General features: G+C 61.0%; 19 protein-coding genes. 7 read left to right on the top strand and 12 right to left on the bottom strand.

The annotated features are described in order from the left end of the window. Positions 1 to 58 precede the first annotated feature (58 nt). Genes ACR9ZQ_RS06630 through ACR9ZQ_RS06620 form a run of 3 tightly spaced genes read left to right on the top strand, consistent with a single transcriptional unit; the run spans position 59 to position 2,275 of the window. A complete protein-coding gene (locus ACR9ZQ_RS06630) occupies positions 59 to 1,114 on the top strand; it encodes an alpha/beta fold hydrolase (RefSeq protein ID WP_481427358.1) in 1,056 nt (351 codons plus the stop codon). Beyond that, complete coding sequence (locus ACR9ZQ_RS06625) at positions 1,107 to 1,949, top strand: class III extradiol dioxygenase family protein (RefSeq protein WP_481427357.1); 843 nt, start codon at positions 1,107 to 1,109, stop codon at positions 1,947 to 1,949. The genes ACR9ZQ_RS06630 and ACR9ZQ_RS06625 overlap by 8 nt, the downstream gene beginning before the upstream one ends. Continuing rightward, complete coding sequence (locus ACR9ZQ_RS06620; RefSeq protein WP_481427356.1) at positions 1,949 to 2,275, top strand: YciI family protein; 327 nt, start codon at positions 1,949 to 1,951, stop codon at positions 2,273 to 2,275. Before ACR9ZQ_RS06625 ends, ACR9ZQ_RS06620 begins: the two co-directional genes overlap by 1 nt. Positions 2,276 to 2,434: 159 nt before the next feature. Here the strand turns inward: ACR9ZQ_RS06620 and ACR9ZQ_RS06615 are convergent, their stop codons facing one another. The 5 genes from ACR9ZQ_RS06615 to ACR9ZQ_RS06595 form a co-directional block, all read right to left on the bottom strand. Beyond that, entirely contained in the window at positions 2,435 to 3,292 is an 858-nt protein-coding gene (locus ACR9ZQ_RS06615; protein WP_481427355.1) for an NAD(P)-dependent oxidoreductase, read from the bottom strand. Between the two features lie 66 nt (positions 3,293 to 3,358). After that, positions 3,359 to 4,417: a 4-oxalomesaconate tautomerase gene (locus tag ACR9ZQ_RS06610; protein ID WP_310386043.1), complete on the bottom strand. Its 1,059-nt coding sequence runs from the start codon at positions 4,415 to 4,417 to the stop codon at positions 3,359 to 3,361. Then, positions 4,410 to 5,081, bottom strand: a complete 672-nt coding sequence (gene ligK / locus ACR9ZQ_RS06605; RefSeq protein ID WP_481427354.1) for a 4-carboxy-4-hydroxy-2-oxoadipate aldolase/oxaloacetate decarboxylase — start codon at positions 5,079 to 5,081, stop codon at positions 4,410 to 4,412. Before ligK ends, ACR9ZQ_RS06610 begins: the two co-directional genes overlap by 8 nt. Then, positions 5,081 to 5,809 (bottom strand): PIG-L deacetylase family protein, encoded by a 729-nt coding sequence (locus tag ACR9ZQ_RS06600; RefSeq protein ID WP_481427353.1) that lies wholly within the window; start codon positions 5,807 to 5,809, stop codon positions 5,081 to 5,083. The genes ligK and ACR9ZQ_RS06600 overlap by 1 nt, the downstream gene beginning before the upstream one ends. A 3-nt stretch (positions 5,810 to 5,812) precedes the next feature. After that, positions 5,813 to 6,772 (bottom strand): VOC family protein, encoded by a 960-nt coding sequence (locus tag ACR9ZQ_RS06595; RefSeq protein ID WP_481427352.1) that lies wholly within the window; start codon positions 6,770 to 6,772, stop codon positions 5,813 to 5,815. A gap of 508 nt (positions 6,773 to 7,280) precedes the next feature. Here ACR9ZQ_RS06595 and ACR9ZQ_RS06590 point away from each other — a divergent pair. The 3 genes from ACR9ZQ_RS06590 (at position 7,281) to ACR9ZQ_RS06580 (ending at position 10,508) form a co-directional block, all read left to right on the top strand. Beyond that, a complete protein-coding gene (locus tag ACR9ZQ_RS06590; RefSeq protein WP_310386051.1) occupies positions 7,281 to 8,201 on the top strand; it encodes a methylenetetrahydrofolate reductase in 921 nt (306 codons plus the stop codon). Between the two features lie 31 nt (positions 8,202 to 8,232). After that, on the top strand, positions 8,233 to 9,429 hold the full coding sequence (locus ACR9ZQ_RS06585) for a LysR family transcriptional regulator (RefSeq protein ID WP_310386053.1): 1,197 nt from the start codon (positions 8,233 to 8,235) through the stop codon (positions 9,427 to 9,429). A gap of 107 nt (positions 9,430 to 9,536) precedes the next feature. Beyond that, complete coding sequence (locus ACR9ZQ_RS06580; RefSeq protein WP_310386055.1) at positions 9,537 to 10,508, top strand: D-2-hydroxyacid dehydrogenase family protein; 972 nt, start codon at positions 9,537 to 9,539, stop codon at positions 10,506 to 10,508. 112 nt (positions 10,509 to 10,620) lie between these two features. Here the strand turns inward: ACR9ZQ_RS06580 and ACR9ZQ_RS06575 are convergent, their stop codons facing one another. From ACR9ZQ_RS06575 to ACR9ZQ_RS06565, 3 genes are read right to left on the bottom strand one after another with little or no spacing between them, the layout of a single operon-like run. Then, complete coding sequence (locus tag ACR9ZQ_RS06575) at positions 10,621 to 11,547, bottom strand: dihydrodipicolinate synthase family protein (protein ID WP_481427351.1); 927 nt, start codon at positions 11,545 to 11,547, stop codon at positions 10,621 to 10,623. Further along, positions 11,544 to 12,248 (bottom strand): ribonuclease activity regulator RraA, encoded by a 705-nt coding sequence (locus ACR9ZQ_RS06570; protein WP_481427350.1) that lies wholly within the window; start codon positions 12,246 to 12,248, stop codon positions 11,544 to 11,546. Before ACR9ZQ_RS06570 ends, ACR9ZQ_RS06575 begins: the two co-directional genes overlap by 4 nt. Before the next feature lie 10 nt (positions 12,249 to 12,258). Next, positions 12,259 to 13,044, bottom strand: coding sequence for an SDR family oxidoreductase (locus tag ACR9ZQ_RS06565; protein WP_481427349.1), 786 nt, complete (start codon positions 13,042 to 13,044; stop codon positions 12,259 to 12,261). A gap of 93 nt (positions 13,045 to 13,137) precedes the next feature. Between ACR9ZQ_RS06565 and ACR9ZQ_RS06560 the strand changes: the two genes are divergently transcribed. Next, a complete protein-coding gene (locus ACR9ZQ_RS06560) occupies positions 13,138 to 14,019 on the top strand; it encodes a LysR family transcriptional regulator (protein ID WP_310386061.1) in 882 nt (293 codons plus the stop codon). Here the strand turns inward: ACR9ZQ_RS06560 and ACR9ZQ_RS06555 are convergent. From ACR9ZQ_RS06555 to ACR9ZQ_RS06540, 4 genes are all read right to left on the bottom strand, one after another. Beyond that, positions 14,016 to 14,846: a glycoside hydrolase family 16 protein gene (locus tag ACR9ZQ_RS06555; RefSeq protein ID WP_029868545.1), complete on the bottom strand. Its 831-nt coding sequence runs from the start codon at positions 14,844 to 14,846 to the stop codon at positions 14,016 to 14,018. The genes ACR9ZQ_RS06560 and ACR9ZQ_RS06555 overlap by 4 nt on opposite strands. A gap of 50 nt (positions 14,847 to 14,896) precedes the next feature. Beyond that, positions 14,897 to 16,378: an oligosaccharide flippase family protein gene (locus tag ACR9ZQ_RS06550; protein WP_029868544.1), complete on the bottom strand. Its 1,482-nt coding sequence runs from the start codon at positions 16,376 to 16,378 to the stop codon at positions 14,897 to 14,899. A gap of 77 nt (positions 16,379 to 16,455) precedes the next feature. Next, positions 16,456 to 17,700, bottom strand: a complete 1,245-nt coding sequence (locus tag ACR9ZQ_RS06545; protein WP_029868543.1) for a glycosyltransferase family 4 protein — start codon at positions 17,698 to 17,700, stop codon at positions 16,456 to 16,458. Beyond that, the gene (locus tag ACR9ZQ_RS06540) at positions 17,697 to 19,088 is read right to left on the bottom strand and encodes a glycosyltransferase family 4 protein (RefSeq protein ID WP_481427348.1); all 1,392 of its coding nucleotides are present in this window, start codon (positions 19,086 to 19,088) and stop codon (positions 17,697 to 17,699) included. The genes ACR9ZQ_RS06545 and ACR9ZQ_RS06540 overlap by 4 nt, the downstream gene beginning before the upstream one ends. Between the last annotated feature and the right edge of the window lie 51 nt (positions 19,089 to 19,139).

Raw genomic sequence — 19,139 nt, 5'->3', positions numbered from 1 at the left:
GCCGATCTCTTGACACAATGTATACATTTATGATGTCTGTCTTGCGGGAGGAAAATCGATGGCAACGCTCGTGCTCATTCCGGGGCTCGTGTCCGACAGCATTGTATGGGCGCCACTTGCCGAGGCTGTCGCGCAGCACATGGCGGTGCATGCAGCCGACGTCTCTCGCACCTCCTCGATATCAACCATGGCGGAAAGCATTCTCGCTGCCACCGACGGCGATCTCATTGCGGTCGGCCACTCCATGGGCGGGCGCGTCGCCATGGAAATGGCACGCATCGCACCGGACCGCATGCGCGGCCTGGTGCTCGCCAACACCGGCCATCACCCGAAACGCGACGGCGAGGAAATCAGACGCCAGCAGATGATCGACCTTGGCCACCGCAGCATGGAAGAATTGGCCGACGAGTGGCTGCCGCCCATGCTGAGCCCAGCCCGGCTGACGGATGCGGAACTCATCACCAGCCTGCGCGCCATGGTGCTGCGAGCCGATCCCGATATGCATGAGCGGCAGATCCGCTCATTGATCAACCGGCCAAACGCCAGCGCCTATATAGCCGAACTCGGCTGTCCCATTCTGCTTGTCGCAGCGCGCCACGATGGTTGGAGCCCGATCGTCCAGCATCAGGAAATCGCGGACGCGGCATCCGATACAGAACTCGTCATCATCGAAGATGCCGGGCACTTCGCACCCGTAGAGCGGCCAGTCGAAGTTACGGCCGCAATCGCCAGCTGGCTGACGCGCAGATTTGGAGGAATTATGCTCGAGAATACCGCGACCATTCCGGATACGCCGCTCTTCGACCGGGCCGGCTCGATCCGTGGCTACCAGCTCAACAAGATGGCGATGGCGCTTGCTCAGCCTGCTAACCGCGACGCCTTCAAGGCGGATGAGGATGCCTATCTTGCCCGCTTCGGCCTGGACGATGAGGAAAAAGCCGCCGTCAAAAACCGTGACTGGCACGAGATGGTGCGCCTCGGCGGCAACCTGTTCTTCATCCTGAAGATCGCCGCCGTCGACCCTACGCCGATCACTCAGATCGGCGCTGCACAGGCCGGCATGTCGCATGAGGATTTCCTCTACGAAAGACTGGGAAAGAAAAGAAATGGCTAAGATCATCGGCGGCCTCGGAACGAGCCACGTTCCCTCGATCGGCGCAGCACTCGACAAGGGCCTGCGCGACACGCCGGACTGGAAGCCTTTCTTCGATGGCTACGAGGCAGGCAAGCAATGGATGCGCGAGGCGAAGCCCGATATCGCCGTTGTCGTCTTCAACGATCACGGCAACAGCTTCTTCCTCGACCGCGTGCCGACCTTTGCCGTCGGCGTGGCGGAAACCTATCAGCCGGTCGATGAAGGCTGGGGACCGCGGTCCATTCCCGCCTTCGAAGGTGCCGTCGATTTTTCCTGGCACTTCGTCGACAGACTGGTCGAGCGCCATTTCGATCCGCTGGTCTGCCGCGAGATCGAGGTCGATCACGGCCTGCAGGTGCCGATGGAACTCTTCTTTGGCCGACCGGAGCGCTGGCCGGTCAAGGTTCTGCCGATCTGGGTCAACACGATCCAGTATCCGATCCCCACCCCGCAGCGCTGCTGGGAAATGGGCAAGGTATTGCGCGAGGCGATCGAAAGCTGGCCGGGTGACGAACGTGTCGTCATCCTCGGCACCGGCGGCCTGTCGCATCAGCTTCAAGGCGCCCGCGCCGGCTTCATCAACCAGACGGCGGATCGCGCCTGGCTGGACGGCATTGCTGCCAATCCTGAACCTTATCGCGCCATGAGCCGCGAGGCTTATGTCGAGCAGTTCGGTTCTGAAGGCGCAGAGCTCATCATGTGGCTGGTCATGCGTGCCGCCATGAACGAGCAGGTAAACCTCGTCCACAAGCACTATCATGCCCCTGCCTCCATGACCGGTGCCGGCATGATCGTTTTGGAAAACGCCGCCTGATGCCCGCCTTCTTCCTCATGCGCTGCTTGCACCATTCCGGGCAGGATAGCGCCCGCGACCTGCACCGCCCGACCCATCGCGCCTGGGTGCAATCCGGCGGTGAAGGCCTCGCTACGGTGCTGATCGGCTCTGCCCTGCTCGATGACGGCGGGACCTCGATCGGCAATTTCGGCATATTGGAAACGGCTGGTATCGCCGAAGCAACAGCCTTTGCAGAGGGCGACCCTTTCAACAGGGCAGGCATTGTGGCAAAGATCGAACTCACGCCATTGCCTGCGACATTCCAGGCCGGACGCATCAGTGATCCGATGACACCGAGGACATAGAGTTTTAGTTCCGCCACGAGCGGGAGGGATGCCCCGGAGAGGGGCAGATGAGGGGGCTGGCAAAGCAAGAGAGGGAACGATCGGACCGAGAGGGACGGTCGCTTGTGAGCTACGGCCCCCTCATCCGGGCCATACGATCCCTCGGATGCTAATCCTTTCTTAAGGCCTCAACCGCAATTCCAGCACACGTCCGACAGTTTCTTCCAGCCCGCCAGTCTGGCCGAGGCCGCAAGCACCCATGCGCTCCTGCACCTCGGCAATCTCCATCGCCAAGCCGCCACGAAGCCCAAGCGCATCGAGCGTCGCAGCGCTTTCGCGCATCTCCGCCGCCCGCCGCCGCCCGTGCCGCGTCGTGCGCTCCATCTGGTATTCGGCAAATTGTGGCCAGTTGAGACCAGGAAAAGACCCTGAAAGCGAAGAGAGGATTTCCTCGTAGCAGCCGGATGCCTTTGCTGCGAGCAAGGCCTCGACAGTGATCGCCTCCAGCCCTTTCACAAATAGCGAACGTACCATCTTGATCGCTGTTGCAGCACCGGCTGCCGGCCCCGCAATCTCTGCCGAAAAGCCGAAACCCAGAAGCTCCGGCAACAGCCGCTCAGCCGGAGCACCGGCGAGCAGTACGGGCGTCTGGTGCTTGCGCGGGTGAACCGGCGCCATGACCGCCATGTCGAGATAATCGCCGCCCGCCGCTTCTACAGCGAGAGCTGTCCCCCGTTTTCGGCCGGGAGACACGGAATTGATATCGATCACCACCTGCCCCTGACGCAGATGCGGCAGCAGCGGTTCGACCGCAAGCAGGCTCTGGTCGGCAGTCACGGCGCTGAACACCCAGTCCGCTTCCGAGAGCCCCGCAATGGTCTCGGAAATATCGGCGCCGCGGTTCCGCATCGCTTCGCGCACGGCCTCGCCGCCCGAGGCAAGCAGGATATCATAGGCGATGAAGCTCAGGCCCGGCCGGCTCAAGCCCTCGTGAAAAGCTCGCGCCGCTTCGCCGTAACCTAGAAACCCGATCCTCATCTCAGCCTCCTGTTTTGCGGATATGACGGCCTGTCCTTGTTGATCAGCAACAAAGTGCAGCAGCATTCACGCAAAGACATATCCATCGAAAAGCTTACGGGCGGTCCGCAGCACTGCAGCATCGGTCACGACACCGTCCCTGACGGTCGCGACCACACTCATCTCCCCGGTCGGATGCTCGACCGAGATCAGTTTCTCGTTGCCATCGGGCACGACAGCCAGTTTTGCCGCCGGCCCTTCGGGCAGCAGGCAGGCCGTCGCCACACTGACGGCGCCGAGCACGCCGATCGCATCATGGCAGCGATGCGGAATGAAGGTGCGTGTCGAGATCGCGCCACCAGCTCTTGCCGACGAAACCATGGTCATCTTCGGCACGGATTTCTTCGCGACATCGCCAAGATTCATCATCGGCCCTGCCTTCAACCGGATCGCCTCAAGTTTTGCTTTGAGGTTTCCATCGGCTTCGAGCGTATCAGGCGTTTCCGTCCCATCGATGCCGAGATCGCTGGCGAGCATGACGACACAGGGCATTCCATTATCGATCAACGTGCATGCGACACCCTCGATGATATCGACGGCATGGCCGGTCGGCAGCAGGGCTCCACAACTTGAACCTGCCGTATCTGCAAAGGTGATCGGCACCGCCGCCGCCGTGCCCGGCACGCCGTCGATACGAGCGTCACCCGCATAGGTCACACGGCGATCCGGCGTGGCGATCTTGGCGGTGGCGACCTGCCCGGTATTTTCCATGAAGATGCGGACTTCGGTCTGCTCATCCTCGGCCTCGATCAGGCCGCGCTCAATGGCAAAAGGCCCGACGCCGGCAAGGATATTACCGCAATTCTGCGCATCGGTGACGATGGGCTCGTCGACATAAACCTGCAGGAAAAGATAGTCGATATCGACGCCGGGCCTCTCGGACCGCTGGACGACAGCGATCTTAGAGGTCAGCGGGTCGGCACCTCCCATGCCGTCGATCTGTCGCGGATCGGGCGAGCCCATCACGCGCAGCAGAAATCCATCGCGATCCTCGGGCAGATCCTCAGCCAGGAAATAACCGCCCTTGGAGGTGCCGCCGCGCATCCACATGCAGCGAACGCCGTCTTGCGCGGCGGCCCTAGACATATTTCAGCCCCTTCTCCGTCAGCCGTTCGCGCATCTTGTAGATATCAAGCCCGAGTTCGCCTGCGGCAAGCCGCCGGCGCTTCTCCTCTTCCGCCGCGACCCGCTGCTCGGCCTTGCCGGCAACGTCAGCAGCCTCGTCCCGCCGCACGACACAGACGCCATCATCGTCGGCAACGATCACGTCACCTGGATTGACCAGTGCAGCGGCGCAGACGACGGGAATATTGACCGAGCCTAGCGTCTCCTTGACCGTCCCCTGCGCAGAGATCGCCTTCGACCAAACGGGAAAATTCATCGTCTTGAGATCGGCAACATCGCGTACGCCGGCATCGATCACCAGCCCGCGGCAGCCACGCGCCATGGCAGACGTCGCCAGAAGATCGCCGAAATAACCGTCCTCACAGGGGCTGGTTGGCGCAAGCAGCAGGATATCACCCGCTCTGATCTGCTCGATAGCCACATGGAGCATCCAGTTGTCGCCCGGAGGGGCGGAAATAGTAACCGCGCTCGCCGCAATCCTCGCACCCGGATAGATTGGTCGCATGTAGCTTGCGAGCAGGCCCTTGCGGCCCTGAGCCTCATGCACGGTCGCCACCCCGCAGGCAGCGAGACGATTGATGACGGATTGTTCCGCCCTCTCGATGTTCTGAACGACGACGCCCATCAGAGTTCATCCACCGTTCGCGGGAACACCGACTGGAAGCCCTCGGCATGTGTTGCTTTGCGGCCGCCCGACTGGCCCCCGGAATTCCGCATGAAATGATTGCCGCGGTTCTCGGCGACATTCTTGTAATAGTGCCAGAGATGCTCCTGCCCCTCCATGCACTGGATCGCCGCCCATTTCTTCTCCCAGACCGGTGAAATATCGAGGAAGACGTCGGGCTTCCATTCCATCTGCTCTGTCTGATGCGGCTCGAAGAGATAGAGCTGCGGCGCACCAAGGACCTTCTCGCCGGGATTATGCCCCCAGGCCTGCGCGATCATCCGCGCTTCGAGCGCCACCTGTGTCGCGTACATATGGTCGGTATTATAGGGATCCCATTTGGAGTGGCTGAGCATGAATTCCGGCTGCACGGCACGGATCACATCGACCAGCCGATACTTTGCCTCCTGATCCACAACCAGCGGATAGTCGCCGAGATCGAAGAACTGGATATCGTGCACGCCAAGCGCCTTGGCCGCATTTTCCGCTTCGATACGCCGCCCTGCCTTTACCTTTTCCAGGGTCATCCCGGCATTCTTCCAGAGCTTGGCGCTCTCGCCACGCTCGCCGTAGGAGAGGCATACGACCGTCACCTCGTAGCCCTTTTCCTGATGCAGCGCGATCGCGCCGCCGCAGCGCCAGACGAAATCCGCCGAATGCGCGCTGATGACCAAGGCCGTTTTTGCCATGAACTAGTCCTTCCTTGCCACAGGGGGCGTGCCATGCGTGTGAAATGTCTCGATCGTTTTCAGGCCCCAGGCCTGGCCTTTCTTGCGCTCCGTCTCTGTCCAGGTCACGGTCGGCCAATCGGGCCTGAGGATCAGCCGAGCGCCGGCATTGGCGAGCTCGACACGGTTGCCCGCCGGCTCCCAGACGTAGAGGAAAAAGGTGCCCTGGATCGCATGCTTGTGCGGCCCGGTTTCGATATGGACGCCGTTCTCCAGAAAGATATCGGCCGCGCGCAGAATGTCCTCGCGCTGGTCGACCGCGTAGGTCACGTGATGGAAGCGACCCTTCGCACCGGTATGGTCCTCGGAATAGGCGATGTCATAGGTCTTGTTGTTGACCGTGAACCAGCAGCCTCCAAGCCGGCCATTGTCGAGCTGGATCTGCTCCGTCACCCGGCTGCCAAGCGCTTTCGTCATGAAGTCGCGGATTGCCCTGATATCGCTTGCGAGCAGGTTCAGGTGGTCGAGCCGACGGGGACTGGCGCCCCGCCCGTGATAGCGCTGGGCGATATTCTTCAGCGCTGGACGCTCCCCTTCGGGCGCCTCATAGACATGCGTTTCGTAATAGAGCTCGAAAATATGACCGTCCGGATCGATGAAGCGATAGGCGCGGCCATGTCCCGCATCGCCGTCCACCCAGCCGAGGCCACAGCCCATTTCCTCGATCACCTTCACACGCCGCTCCAGAGCTTCCGGAGACGACGTGCGGTAGCCGACATGGCCGACGCCGGTCGTGTGATGGCGCACCAGCTTCAACGTATGGAATTCATAATCATCGAAGGCGCGCAGATAGGCGACGCCATCTTCGATCAGGCTGGGTGTGAGCCCATAGACCCTTGTGAAGAAATCCAGGCTCTCATCGAAACGGTCGCTGTAGAGTTCCACATGACCGAGATGGGCGACGTCAAAACAGGGCTCGGTCATGCGGCAGGCTGCCGGGCGATGGCCTCACCGGCTTTCAAAAATCTCATGATGATCCTCCTCGCAGGAGCACGCCTCCACGTCCGCCTGCCATTGAAAATACTAGGAAGGTTGGCAGCGGCAGGCAACTTCGTTCTGCTGACGGGTCATAAGCTGAGGTTACAGATAGAGGCAGAAGTGGCCTGAAAGGATGGCTGCCAAGCCCCGCTCTGGCGACCGTCCACCCTGCCCGCACCTAGACAAAATGGATGGTTTTCAGCTCGATATAATTGTCGAGGCCCTCGATGCCGCCTTTAGCGGCCCTGCCCGGATTTATTGACGCTGCCGGAGCGAATGCACCGCCTACACGACAGGCACGTTCCTGTCCTTTTCGAGTTAAATGAATACCTATAGATCGAGATATCTGCAGATTTATCGCAATTTCACCCGAAATTGACTCATCTGGATTGAAATAGATTTCTATATGTATACATTTTGAGAGGCGTAGAGGAGTGCCGAAGGGAGTGATGAAATGGCGTTGTTGAATTTTGCCGGCAAATCCAGGGAACGCACTCCTGAGCCGGAATTCGCAGACATGATCGAGGGCTGCTCGATCGAGGTCATGCCACGTACGGCCGCTAAGATCGATGACTTTCGTGCATTCCTGCCGACGGGGACCCGAGTCTATATCGCTCATCTCGACGGCACCCCGATCGATGATATGGTGGCGACGGCAAGGCGGCTAAGCGCACAAGGGTTTGCAGTCATGCCGCATCTCCCGGCCCGCAGTATTCCTGATGTCAGCACATTGGCGGACTGGCTGGAACGATATCGGGGCGAAGCCGATGTCCGCCAGGCTCTCCTGCTCGGTGGCGGCAGGAACACGCCTGTAGGCGATTTTCACAGTTCCACACAATTGATCGAGACCGGGCTTTTCGACCATCACGGCTTCACGCATCTGCATTTTGCCGGTCATCCGGAAGGCAGCCGCGATGTCGATCCGGACGGATCAACTGCCCTGGCCGATCGGGCACTGCTCTGGAAACAGGATTTCGCCTCGCGTACCGATGCGCAGCTTGCCATCACCACTCAATTCACCTTCGATCCTCAGCCTGTCATCGACTGGGCGGAACGCATCCAGGCAGCCGGCGTCACCATGCCCATCCATGTCGGCATTGCCGGTCCAGCCAAGCTGCAGACATTGATCAAATACGCAATCTCCTGCGGCATTGGCCCCTCGATCAAGGTGCTGCAGAAGCGCGCCATGGACATGAGCAAGCTGCTCTTGCCCTACGAGCCGACCGATCTGGTCGCTGCCTTTGCCGATCACAAAGCAGAAAAGCCTGAAAGCCTCATCGGCCAACTGCATATCTTCCCGCTCGGCGGCATCCAGGTGGCGGCAGACTGGATGAACAAACACCGTTCCGTCGAAACATCGGTCGCGCTACCCTGAGAAGCCCCTCCCCGGGTCCTCAGGAAGAGCCATGCCGACGCCCAACCATCCAAATATCAGACATATCAGGCTGCTCGTCGCCTGCGCCGAGACCGGCTCGCTGACATCAGCCGCAGCCATTCTCGGCATCACCCAGCCTGCAGCATCCCAGGCCTTGCGGCGGCTGGAAGAGCTTCTGAACGCAACCCTGGTCGAACGCGACGCCATGACGCTGACGGCAGAAGGCCAGATCGCCCAACAGCGGTTCCGTCGCCTTCTTGGTCTTATCCGTCAGGCCTGTGGACCAGCTGCAAAAGCGGCAATCGGCGTTATCGAGATGCGCCTCACATGGCCGCACCTGCGCGCCATTGCGACATTTGCCGAACATGGCAGCTTCAGCGCCGCTGCCCGCATGCTGGAGCAATCGGAACCGGCCGTACAACGCGCCGCTCGCGAAGCCGAAGCCGTCACGGGCATTTCCCTTTTCGAAAATTCCGGTCGCAATGTCCGCCTGACGGCCGCAGGCCTTTCCGCCGCCCGCTGGTTCGGCCTGGCGATTTCTGAATTCGAAAACCTTCGCGACGAGCTTCTGGAGACACGAAATCACTATGCCGGCCGTATCTCGATCGGCACCCTGCCACTGACCCGAACCTTCCTGGTGCCCGACGTAGTCGCACTTCTCGCTAGCCGCTATCCGCTCGCGCGCTTCGAAATCGTGGAGGGCAGCTACGGGGTGCTGATCGACGATCTCGAGCGCGGTCGTATCGATATCCTCGTCGGCGCACTGCGCAGAAGCCTCATCTCGAAAACGCTGCATCAGGAACCGCTCTTCGATTTCGATCTCAGCGTCGTCGGACGGGCCAACCATCCCCTGACGCAGCGCCGGGAGATCACCCCTGACGATCTCGCAAACTACCCCTGGGTCGTCGCCCGCCGCGACACGCCCTCGCGCGAAACCTTCAACACCGTGGCAGCAACCTTTCCGAAGGACAAACCTGCCCGCCAGAGCGTCGAGACCGGCTCGCTCAATGCCATCAGGGGCGTGCTCCTGAAGTCCGATCACCTCGCTCTGCTCTCCCGCTATCAGATCCGCTATGAGCTAGAGGCAGGCTTTCTCGCCGCGATGGATTATCCGCTGCCGGATTCGCGCCGCCCCGTCGGTGTCACGCTGCGCCGCCATTGGCTGCCGACGGCCCTTCAGGCGGAGTTTCTGGCTTTGCTCAGGGAGCATTCGGCAGAACTCGACTAGCCTATGCCTCTCTCACGATTGCGCGAGCGGCCACCATATCCTCGGAATATGCGATAATGGTTCTCTGACCAGGGCGCCAAACACCGATATTTCATGGAGTTCTTCGAATGCCTTTACGCTGTGCCATTCTCGATGATTACCAGCGCGTCGCCCTCTCCATGGCCGACTGGAGCGGCATCGAGGGGAAGGTCGAGATCAATCGTTTCGACGACCATATAGCCGATACCGACACGCTGATCGGCCGGCTGGCGGACTATGACATCATCATCGCCATGCGGGAACGCACCCCTTTCGACGCCGAACGCCTCGGTCGGCTGCCGAAGCTGAAACTGCTGATCACGACCGGCATGGCCAATGCCTCGATCGACATGGCCGCTGCCACCCGCCTCGGCATCACGGTTGCCGGCACGCGCGGTTTTGTCGGCTCAGCCGCTGAACTCACCTGGGCGCTGCTGATGGCGCTGGTTCGCCATATCCCCTCGGAAGTCGCCAACTTCCGCGCAGCGCAAAATCCGTGGCAACTCTCCGTCGGGCGCGACCTCAGGGGGCTGACACTCGGCGTCGTCGGTCTCGGCAAGCTCGGCCAGCAGGTCGCCACTTACGGCCGCGCCTTCGGCATGAACGTCATCGGCTGGTCGCGCTCCAACACGCCGCAGAAAAGTGCCGATCTCGGTATCGGCTACGCCGCCTCCCTCGATGAACTGCTATCCGCCGCCGATATCGTCACGCTGCATCTCACCCTCAATGCTGAAACAAAAGGCATCATCAGCAAGCGCGAACTCGACCGCATGAAACCGGGTGCCATACTTCTCAACACGTCCCGGGGACCACTTGTCGACGAGCAGGCACTGGTCACAACACTGGAAAGCGGCCATCTCGGCGGCGCCGGCCTTGATGTCTTCGACGAGGAGCCCCTGCCCGCAAACCACGCGTTCCGGCGGCTCGCCAATGTCGTGGCGACACCGCATCTCGGCTATGTGACAGAGGAAACCTATCGCATCTTCTATCGGGATGCCGTGGAGGATATCGCCGCCTGGATCGACGGAAAACCGGTCCGGGTTCTAAATTCTCCGAAGTAGAGTGGGAACGACTGCTTACACATTGCCTCGCAGGCGAGCGCCGCCATCGAGCGAGCGGCGGTGCATTTTGAACAACAAGGGCTCCCCGCTTTGCCGTGGGGAGCCTTGTTCCTCAGACCGGTGCGCGAGGATCGTGCCGCGCAAGGCGGCGCAGCAGGTAGTCGACCTCAGCCCGTGCCGTTGCACCGAGCGCGCTTCCAGGCTTGCGCTGCGCATCCGAGGTGATGACGCTCCGGCGCATGAGAACATGCTTGCGGACGGCAAGGCCGACGCCGAGCTGCTGCTCGTAGCGGATCAGCGGCAGATGCGCATCAAAGAGATCATGCGCCTCATCGCGTTTTCCCGCGGCAAACAGATTGACCAGTTCCACCAGCATGTCCGGGAAACCGTAGCCGGTCATGGCGCCGTCAGCACCACGCTCCGGCTCGAAATCGAGAAACATGCCGCCATTGCCGCAGAGGATCGAGAAGGGCCGAAGCTCGCCGGCTTTCTGCATGGCGCGCAGCTTTGAGATCTTCTCCAGCCCCGGCCAGTCCTCGTGCTTGAGCATGACGCAGGAGGGATGATCGGAAATGATCTTGGCAACCACGCTGGCCGACATGACGACCGTCAGCGTCAGCGGATAATCCTGTAGCACCCACGGAACGTCAGTGCCGACGGCCTCAACAGCCTGCGCAAAATACTGGACGATCTGCTCATCGGTGCGAAGCGCCGGCGTCGGCGCGATCATCACGCCGGCAGCCCCCATGTCCATCGCATCGCGGGCGAGCGAACGCATCGCCGCAAAGCCAGGTGCAGAGACGCCGACAACGACCGGCACTCTTGAACGGCCGACCACCTGGCGAATGATTGCTCGCGATTCCGCCGGCTCAAGCTTCGGAGCCTCGCCCATGATCCCGAGGATGGTCATGCCGGTAACGCCGCTGTCCTGATAGAAGTCGGTCAACTTGTCGATTGAAGGCGCGTCGAGAGTACCATCAGGCAGGAATGGCGTGGTCGCAATTGCATAGACGCCCTTTGCGTCAGTTCCGAAGCTCATTGTGCATCCTTCCACGCCTGATAGCGTGCCTTGGTTTCCGCTTTCATGGGATAGAGACCAGGCAGCGGCACGCCCCGGTCGATTTCGGTCATGATCCAGCCTTCCATGCGCTCCTGTTCCGGCGCTTCGGCAAGCACCGCATCGAGAAGGGCGGCTGGTATAAGCACGGCGCCGTCCTCGTCCGCAACGACGATATCGCCGGGGAAAACAGCAACACCACCGCAGGCGATCGGCTGCTGCCAGCCGACGAAGGTCAGCCCGGCGACGGAGGGCGGCGCAGCCATGCCATCGCACCAGACGGGCAACTCGCTCGCAAGCACCCCTTCCAGATCGCGCACCACACCATCGCTGACCAAGGCCGCAACCTTACGCTTCATCATCCGGGCGCAGAGAATATCGCCGAAGATACCGGCATCCTGCACCCCCATCGCATCGACCACGGCGATGCATCCCTCGGGCATATCCTCGATCGCCGCCCGTGTGGAGATCGGCGAAGCCCAGCTTTCGGGCGTTGCCAGATCCTCACGCGCCGGTACGAAACGCAGCGTGAAGGCTGGGCCGACCACCCGCTCCTGGCCCGGCCTTAGCGGCTTTGTACCGCGCATCCAGACATTCCTGAGCCCCTTTTTCAGAAGCACGGTTGTCAGAGTCGCCGTGGAGACGCCCTTCAGAGTTTCGATAACGGCTGGATCTAGAGACATGGATTGCACCTCATATGCTCTGGATGAGGCCGCCGTCGATGCGGATGACGGAGCCGGTAATATAGGATGCGCGCGGGCTGGCGAGAAAAGCAACCGTGTCGCCATATTCCTCCGGCCGGCCGTAACGCCCGACAGGAATGGCGGCTGTGCTCTCCGCCGTCACTTCTTCCACCGGCCGGTTTTCGCGCTTCGCCTTCTGCTCGTCGAGGAAAGTAATGCGGCCGGTCGCGATGCGCCCCGGCAGCACGATATTGGCGGTAATCCCATCGCGGCCGATCTCACGGGCGAGCGTCTTCGACCAGCCGACCAACGCCAGACGCAGGCTGTTGGAAATACCCAGATTGGGGATCGGCGCCACGACGCCAGATGACGTGGACGTAATGACACGGCCCCAACCACGCGCCTTCATGCCGGGCACTACGGCATCCGTCACGGCAATCACCGAACGCACCATCATGTCGAAATATTTCGACCAGGTTTCCGCCGATTGACCGGAGGCCGGTGTTGGTGGCGGTCCGCCCGTATTGTTGACGAGGATATCGACGGCCCCAAAAGTATCGGCGATCACAGCCAGCCTCGCCTCGATAACAGAGAGATCGGCGATATCCCAGCCGATAACCAGCGCCTTCCCTCCAGCGGAAACGATGCCTTCCGCCGTCTTCCTGGCCGCGGCTTCATCGATATCGGCAACGGCGACGCGAACGCCTTCCGAGGCCAGCGAGCGGGCAATCGCGCCACCCAAACCACCACCAGCGCCGAACACCAGCGCGGTCTTTCCATTCAATTGCATATCCAAGGCAGATACTCCGGTTTCGTCAGCATTATGGCGATCACGAAAAGAAGAAAAATCTCGCTTTTTCCAGTTTCAGAAGATAGAAAAACTTTTCTTATGGAAACGCGCTTTCTCGATACCTTCCTGCTGGTTGCCGAACTCGGATCGCTGGCCGAAGCCTCCCGCCGCCTCGGCATCACGCCGGCCGCGGTCGCCCAGCGCATGCAGGCGCTGGAAGACGATGTCGGCGTGCCGCTGCTGACCCGGGTTGGCCGCCGTGTCCGCCCGACCGATACCGGCCACGCCATCATCGAAAAGAGCCGCAGGATCCTCGCAGAGGTCCGCGATCTGCGCAGCCTTGCCAACGCCGATCTGCCTTCCGGCGAGCTTCGTCTCGGCGCCATCACGACTGCGCTGACCGGGCTGCTGCCCTCAGCCCTGCATGAAGTCTTCGCCAGCATGCCGCTGGTCGAGGTCTTCCTGCTGCCAGGCCCGTCGACCGATCTCTACCAGCGGCTGATAGACCGGGATATCGACGCGGCGATCATCGTAAAGCCACCTTTTTCGATACCGAAAACATTGGAATGGGAACTGCTGCGGGCCGAACGTCTGGTTCTCGTAGCGCCTGCCGATTGCCGGGGCGAGAACCCGCACGAACTCCTGAAGACCCGCCCCTTCATCCGCTACGACCGGAACAACTGGGGCGGCCGCCTTGCCGATGAATATCTTCAAAGACAGGGTTTGAAGCCGGCTGAACGTCTGGAACTCGATTCCCTCGAAGCGATCTCGGTCATGGTCGCCAATGGGCTCGGCGTCTCGCTGGTGCCGGACTGGGCAAGACCCTGGCCGGAAGGTCTCAACATCGCTGTCCTCGAACTGCCCGTGCCCTTTCCACCGCGAGAGGTCGGGATGCTCTGGCCGCGCAGCTCCCCATCGCGCCGGTTGACCGGCATCGTACTCGACGCGCTCAAACGCTCGCAGACCGCCATCCGGCCCTAATCGTTTTTGGCCGAAATCAGGTTCTTTCGCTGATAGACATGGATATAATCGACCAGCAGATAGGACGGGTTCGGCGTTTCATCGATCGGCCAGCCTGACCCCAGCGCAAGATTGACCAGCGGATAGAAGGGCATCTGGAATTCCGGCGGCGTATCAAAACTCCAGAGGGGATTACGATCCAGATAGAAGGTCGATTTCTGCGGGCCGATATCGACGCCAAAAGTGTGGTAGTCGCTGCTGAGCGAGCCTTCGGGCACATTCGTCAGATGGCCGTCCGTCGTGTGCTGGTTGCTCGGGCGCCAGACATGATAGCCCATGCTGAACTCGCCGGGCGCACGGCCGTAATATTCGATCACGTCGATTTCCGAGGTAAATTTGGACCGGTCGAGGCCGATCAGCCAGAAAGCCGGCCAGACGCCCTTGCCGGGCGGCAGCTTCATGCGCGCTTCAAAATAACCGAACGTCTGGGAGAAGCCTTCGCCCTTCGGATTGGTGGAGGCGAGCAGACCGGAGCGCCACTTACCATCCGCATCCTTCCGAGCCTCGATCCGCAAGATGCCGTCATTGACCGTAAAAGGGAAACCGTCCATCGGGTCGGTAAACTGAGCATCGCCGAAATCGCCATTCCACGGTGTATGCGCGATCCAGCGCGATCCGTTCTCGCCCCAGGCCGAAGCATCGAGCGTGTTGAAGTCTTCGGCAAAGGTCAGCTGAAAATCGTCGAGATTGAGCGGCTCTTCTGCCTCGCTCGGCCGCGGACTTGGCGGGCCGAAAAGGCCGATGACGATAAGAAGCGCAAATCTTCCGGCAAATTTCGTGTGGTGCATGTTTCTCCCTCCAGGAGATTTCGACCCCGTTGTAGGGTTTTGCGAGCCGATCATGAAACGACGACTCCGTTTCGCCAGGGCATGATCTTTCTGACGACGATGGCTTCCAGCCCGTCGGGCCGCCCTACGGCCTGCCACAAGAGCAGGGAGGAAACCCAGAAGATTGCAAGCGCCGCACCGCTGCAGAGACCGACGCCGATGACGAGTTCGATGCCGAGCGGCATGGCGATGAGAACAGGCTGAACCCAGAGCAGGAAACCGATCATCGGCAGGCAGGCCGCAAGCGGCCGGACAAACGCGTAGAGCTGCGCGCCAATCGAGGCACCGATCAGCCGCTGCGTGATGACAAGGCAGACGGCATAGGCGACGACAGCGGCGATGACGCGCGCTGCCAGCGCACCGTCAAGCCCGAACATCACGACGCCGAGCACGGTAACCGGTGCCCTCACTGCGAATTCAGCAAACATCCTGAGCGCCACATAGCGGGTCTTGTCGAGAACCATGACGAGCGGCGGCATGATGGTCGTCGGCAGACCGATCAGGCTGACGGCGCAGAGCCACTGCAGGATCGGCGCCGCAAAGGCCCACTTCTCGCCGACGACGATGCGCAGGATCGGTTCGGCCAGGAAAATGATGACGAACAGGATGGGAGCCGCCACGACCATGATTGCATTGGTGGCCTTCAAATAGGCGGTAATCTGCTTGCCTCGGTCGCTGACATTGGAAAAGGCGGCCATCAGCGGGCGCATCAGCGGACCGACGAATGTCTGATAGGGAATGCCGGCAAGATTATCCGCGACGCTGAAGGCACCGTAGGTGGAAAGGCTCGTAAAGCGCGGCAGCAGCAGCCGGTCCATCTGCCAGTTGAGTGAATTGAGAACCTGCGAAATCGTGTTCCAGCCGATCATGTCCTGGAAGTGCTTCCATTCCGAAAGGCTGAGCCTCGGCCGCATCGGCGCGAAGATATAGGAGACGATGGTCGACGCCGTCGGTCCGGCAACGGCGCCAATCGCCAGCCCCCAGTAACTGTCGGTCGCAAGCGCGACACCGACGCCGAAGATCAGGGTCGATCCCTTGGCGATGATGTCGAGCGCGAATTCGCGCCTGAAGTCGAAACGCTGCATGAAAAGCACCATGCGCGGGCTGATGACGCTACGCATCGCAGGCGCGATCGAAACCACGGCAACCAGCTGAAAAAGCCGCGGATCGTTGTAAATGAGAGCCATCGGCCAGGCGATGACGATCATCAACAGGCTGATCGCCGTTCCTCTTAGGAGGCTCAACGTAAAGGCCGTTGCAAACATCCGCTCAGTTGGCAAGGGAACACGCACCAACGCCTGGGTGAGCGGCAGATCGAGGATCGCCTCGACGATGACAAGAACCGACGTGGCAATGGCGACGATTCCGAAATCGGCCGGGCTCAAAAGTCTTGCAAGAATGAGCAGGCTCACGAAATCGAGCAGTCGTGCCAGGAATTTTCCGCTGATTGTCCAGATGCTTGCTGTCGCCGTTCTATGCGATACGCTTGACACGATCTATTCCTTGGCCATGAGCAACGAACCTCTTCTGGGGAGCGCTGGGTGCCGCCGCTCCGGGGTTTTTGTGCGTGTCAGCTTACTTTCCTCCTGACGGGGCTTGCGGCCTGATGGCCATGCTTGGCGAGTTGCTCATCGATGAGCGAGCCGAGGCGGTCGCGGAACACTGCTGCGGAGAATTTCAGGGCGTGGTTATGGATCGCCACCGGATCGAGCGTGTCCTCGACCGCTTCGAAGGCTGCCATCGTTTCCATCAGCGCTTCCGTACTCTGCTCGGCAAAGCGGAAGCCGACATGCGGTGCGCAGACAGTCTCGCGTGCGCCACCTGCATCGAAAGCCAGAACCGGCCGGCCGGACGCCATCGCTTCCACCGGCAGAATGCCGAAGTCTTCGATGCCGGGGAACAGCAGTGCGCGGCAGCGCGACAGATGATCGCGCAGAACCGGGAACGGCTGATGGCCGAGAAACTGCACCGTCGGTCCGGCGATTGACCTCAGATAGGCCTCCTGCTCGCCCTCACCGATCACGACCAGATTGCGGCCCATTTCCGTGCAGGCCTTCACGGCAATATCCGGCCGCTTATAGGCGGTGAGCTGGCCCGCATAGAGATAGAATTCGCCCTTGCCCTGCCCGATGGCGAAATCGTCGGTCGCGACCGGCGGATAGATAACGACGGCGTCACGGTCATAGAAGCGGCGGATACGGCCCGCGACATAGCTGGAATTCGCTACGAACGTATCGACGCGCGAGGCGGTCGTCACATCCCAGGCCCGCAGCATCGGAGCCGTGAGTGACATCATTGCCTTGCCGATCCATGAAACACCGCGCCGGTACACATGGAACTGATCCCAGATGTAGCGCATCGGCGAATGGCAGTAGCAGATGTGGAGTGCATCCGCCCGGGTGATGACACCCTTGGCGGGGCCGGATTCACTTGAAATGACAAGATCATAGTCCTGCAGGTCAAAGTGCTCGAGCGCGAAGGGCATGAGCGGCAGCATCTTCGTGTAATGGCGCGTAGAACGCGGGATCTTCTGCAGGAAGGACGTTTGGATGTTGCGGCTGTTCAGGAAATCGCTGGTACGCTCGGGATTATGCACCAGCGTGAAGATGTCTGCCTGAGGGAACATACGGCAGAGTTCTTCCACCACCTTTTCGCCACCGCGCATCGATACCAGCCAGTAGTGGACAATCGCGACGCGAGGCTGCTTCGCATCGACCCTGCTGCCGGCTTCGACGACCCGGCTTCTTGCCACGACGGGCGCGTCGCCCCGGAATGCCATTGCTTCGGGGAGAGAGCTTGCTGCTTTAACAGTCACCTGAACGCTCCTTGTACGATCGCCCCGCCCCTCGGCTCGGGCACTACATTCGTCGGAATCAGACTGCGGTATTGCGCGAGAAGGGCATCGCGCCATTCTTCGTGTGTTGTTGCCAGATTGGGCGATAGCCGGAAGGCGCGTTCGCTCATGAGGCGAACATCCTCCTTCGGCATTTTGCGGAAGGCCGTCAGCGTTGTGGCGAAGGCTTCCTCGTCCATCGTGTTGCAGGAGATCGCCATTCCGGCCCTCTCCATTTCCTCGGCAAGGAAAGCACCCTTGGTCATGATAACGGGAAGACCGCTGCGCGCCGCCTCGATCGCCACAAGGCCGAACGGCTCCGGATAGCGAGACGGCATGACAAGCGCGCTTGCGGTGCGGATGATCCGACCGATCTCCGCATGCGACTGCCAGCCCATGGCCCGGACATGATCGCCGGCCGCCACGACCTTCGGCATCAGCGGCCCATCGCCGATCACGCAAAGCCTTGCACCGGCCCTGCGTGTAGCAGCAAGCGCGTCTTCGATGCCCTTTTCCTCGTCCAGCCGGCCGATGAAGACGAGCTCATCATTGTCCTCGGCCATGACACGCTCGGCCGTCAGCGGCGCGATCGGATTGCGGATGGTGACGAGCCGTTCCGGCTGGTAGCCGGAGCCCACCAGGAACTCTGCCATCTTTTCGTGGAGCAGGATGATCCTGCTAAAGGCGGGACGGCTTCTCAGCGCGCGCAAGAGATTGGCGCCGCGGGCTGCACGCCAGAGCTTTTGCATATAGCTGCGCTTGTCGCAGGAGGTGGTGATGCAGCCTGCCCCGAGCGGACGACGCTGGCAGATCTCCTGCGCCTGATAATCGAAAAAGGCCCCATTGGGACAACCGGTAAAGAAATCATGGGCGTGAACGACGCATCGCTCCGCAACGGGTGTAAGCGCGTCGAAGACCGCCGGCGACAGGATCTGATGCCAGCCATGAACATGATAGGCTGTCCTGGGCGTATCATTGGCCCGCACCCAGGCGGAAATCATGCTGCCGGCTGCCGGATTATGAATGCCGGTCGCGAAGGCCTTGGCTCGGTTGGAACTCAGGAGGTCACGGCTATTCAGCTTGACGATTGAAACGCCGAGGGAAGCAAGCTCCTCGTTCGCTCCATCGTCGCCGCAGATATAGGTCACGGCAATGCCGAGTCCGCAGAAGAGCTTCGCCGACAGGACCGCAAGGGCGGTCGCCCCACCCCTCGCCGTCGAATAGTCGTCAATGACGACCACACGGTCGAGCACCGGGTGCGCCGCGATGCCGTCCCTCCATATTTTTGCGTAGCGTCCGGAAGCCGGCCACCGCAACGTCGAAACGGCAGGCCCATTCTCATCAGGACGCAGTTGGCCGATGTCGTTCATAGAAGCTCTCCGACGACAGACACAATGGATGCTTTTTGACGGCCAGGCCCC

The sequence above is a fragment of the Rhizobium sp. KNZ14-9A genome (assembly GCF_056755015.1).
Note: the sequence above shows the minus strand (reverse complement) of the source record. Positions and strands in the feature narration are given on the sequence as shown.

Bases quoted from the DNA above. Each gene is read 5' to 3' on its own strand.
- ACR9ZQ_RS06590 (WP_310386051.1), top strand. From the start codon at position 7,281: ATGGCGTTGTTGAATTTTGCCGGCAAATCCAGGGAACGCACTCCTGAG.
- ACR9ZQ_RS06585 (WP_310386053.1), top strand. From the start codon at position 8,233: ATGCCGACGCCCAACCATCCAAATATCAGACATATCAGGCTGCTCGTC.
- ACR9ZQ_RS06595 (WP_481427352.1), bottom strand. From the start codon at position 6,772: ATGACCGAGCCCTGTTTTGACGTCGCCCATCTCGGTCATGTGGAACTC.
- ACR9ZQ_RS06625 (WP_481427357.1), top strand. From the start codon at position 1,107: ATGGCTAAGATCATCGGCGGCCTCGGAACGAGCCACGTTCCCTCGATC.
- ACR9ZQ_RS06575 (WP_481427351.1), bottom strand. From the start codon at position 11,547: ATGAGCTTCGGAACTGACGCAAAGGGCGTCTATGCAATTGCGACCACG.
- ACR9ZQ_RS06570 (WP_481427350.1), bottom strand. From the start codon at position 12,248: ATGTCTCTAGATCCAGCCGTTATCGAAACTCTGAAGGGCGTCTCCACG.
- ACR9ZQ_RS06630 (WP_481427358.1), top strand. From the start codon at position 59: ATGGCAACGCTCGTGCTCATTCCGGGGCTCGTGTCCGACAGCATTGTA.
- ACR9ZQ_RS06615 (WP_481427355.1), bottom strand. From the start codon at position 3,292: ATGAGGATCGGGTTTCTAGGTTACGGCGAAGCGGCGCGAGCTTTTCAC.
- ACR9ZQ_RS06560 (WP_310386061.1), top strand. From the start codon at position 13,138: ATGGAAACGCGCTTTCTCGATACCTTCCTGCTGGTTGCCGAACTCGGA.
- ACR9ZQ_RS06610 (WP_310386043.1), bottom strand. From the start codon at position 4,417: ATGTCTAGGGCCGCCGCGCAAGACGGCGTTCGCTGCATGTGGATGCGC.
- ACR9ZQ_RS06555 (WP_029868545.1), bottom strand. From the start codon at position 14,846: ATGCACCACACGAAATTTGCCGGAAGATTTGCGCTTCTTATCGTCATC.
- ACR9ZQ_RS06540 (WP_481427348.1), bottom strand. From the start codon at position 19,088: ATGAACGACATCGGCCAACTGCGTCCTGATGAGAATGGGCCTGCCGTT.
- ACR9ZQ_RS06620 (WP_481427356.1), top strand. From the start codon at position 1,949: ATGCCCGCCTTCTTCCTCATGCGCTGCTTGCACCATTCCGGGCAGGAT.
- ligK (WP_481427354.1), bottom strand. From the start codon at position 5,081: ATGGGCGTCGTCGTTCAGAACATCGAGAGGGCGGAACAATCCGTCATC.
- ACR9ZQ_RS06580 (WP_310386055.1), top strand. From the start codon at position 9,537: ATGCCTTTACGCTGTGCCATTCTCGATGATTACCAGCGCGTCGCCCTC.
- ACR9ZQ_RS06600 (WP_481427353.1), bottom strand. From the start codon at position 5,809: ATGGCAAAAACGGCCTTGGTCATCAGCGCGCATTCGGCGGATTTCGTC.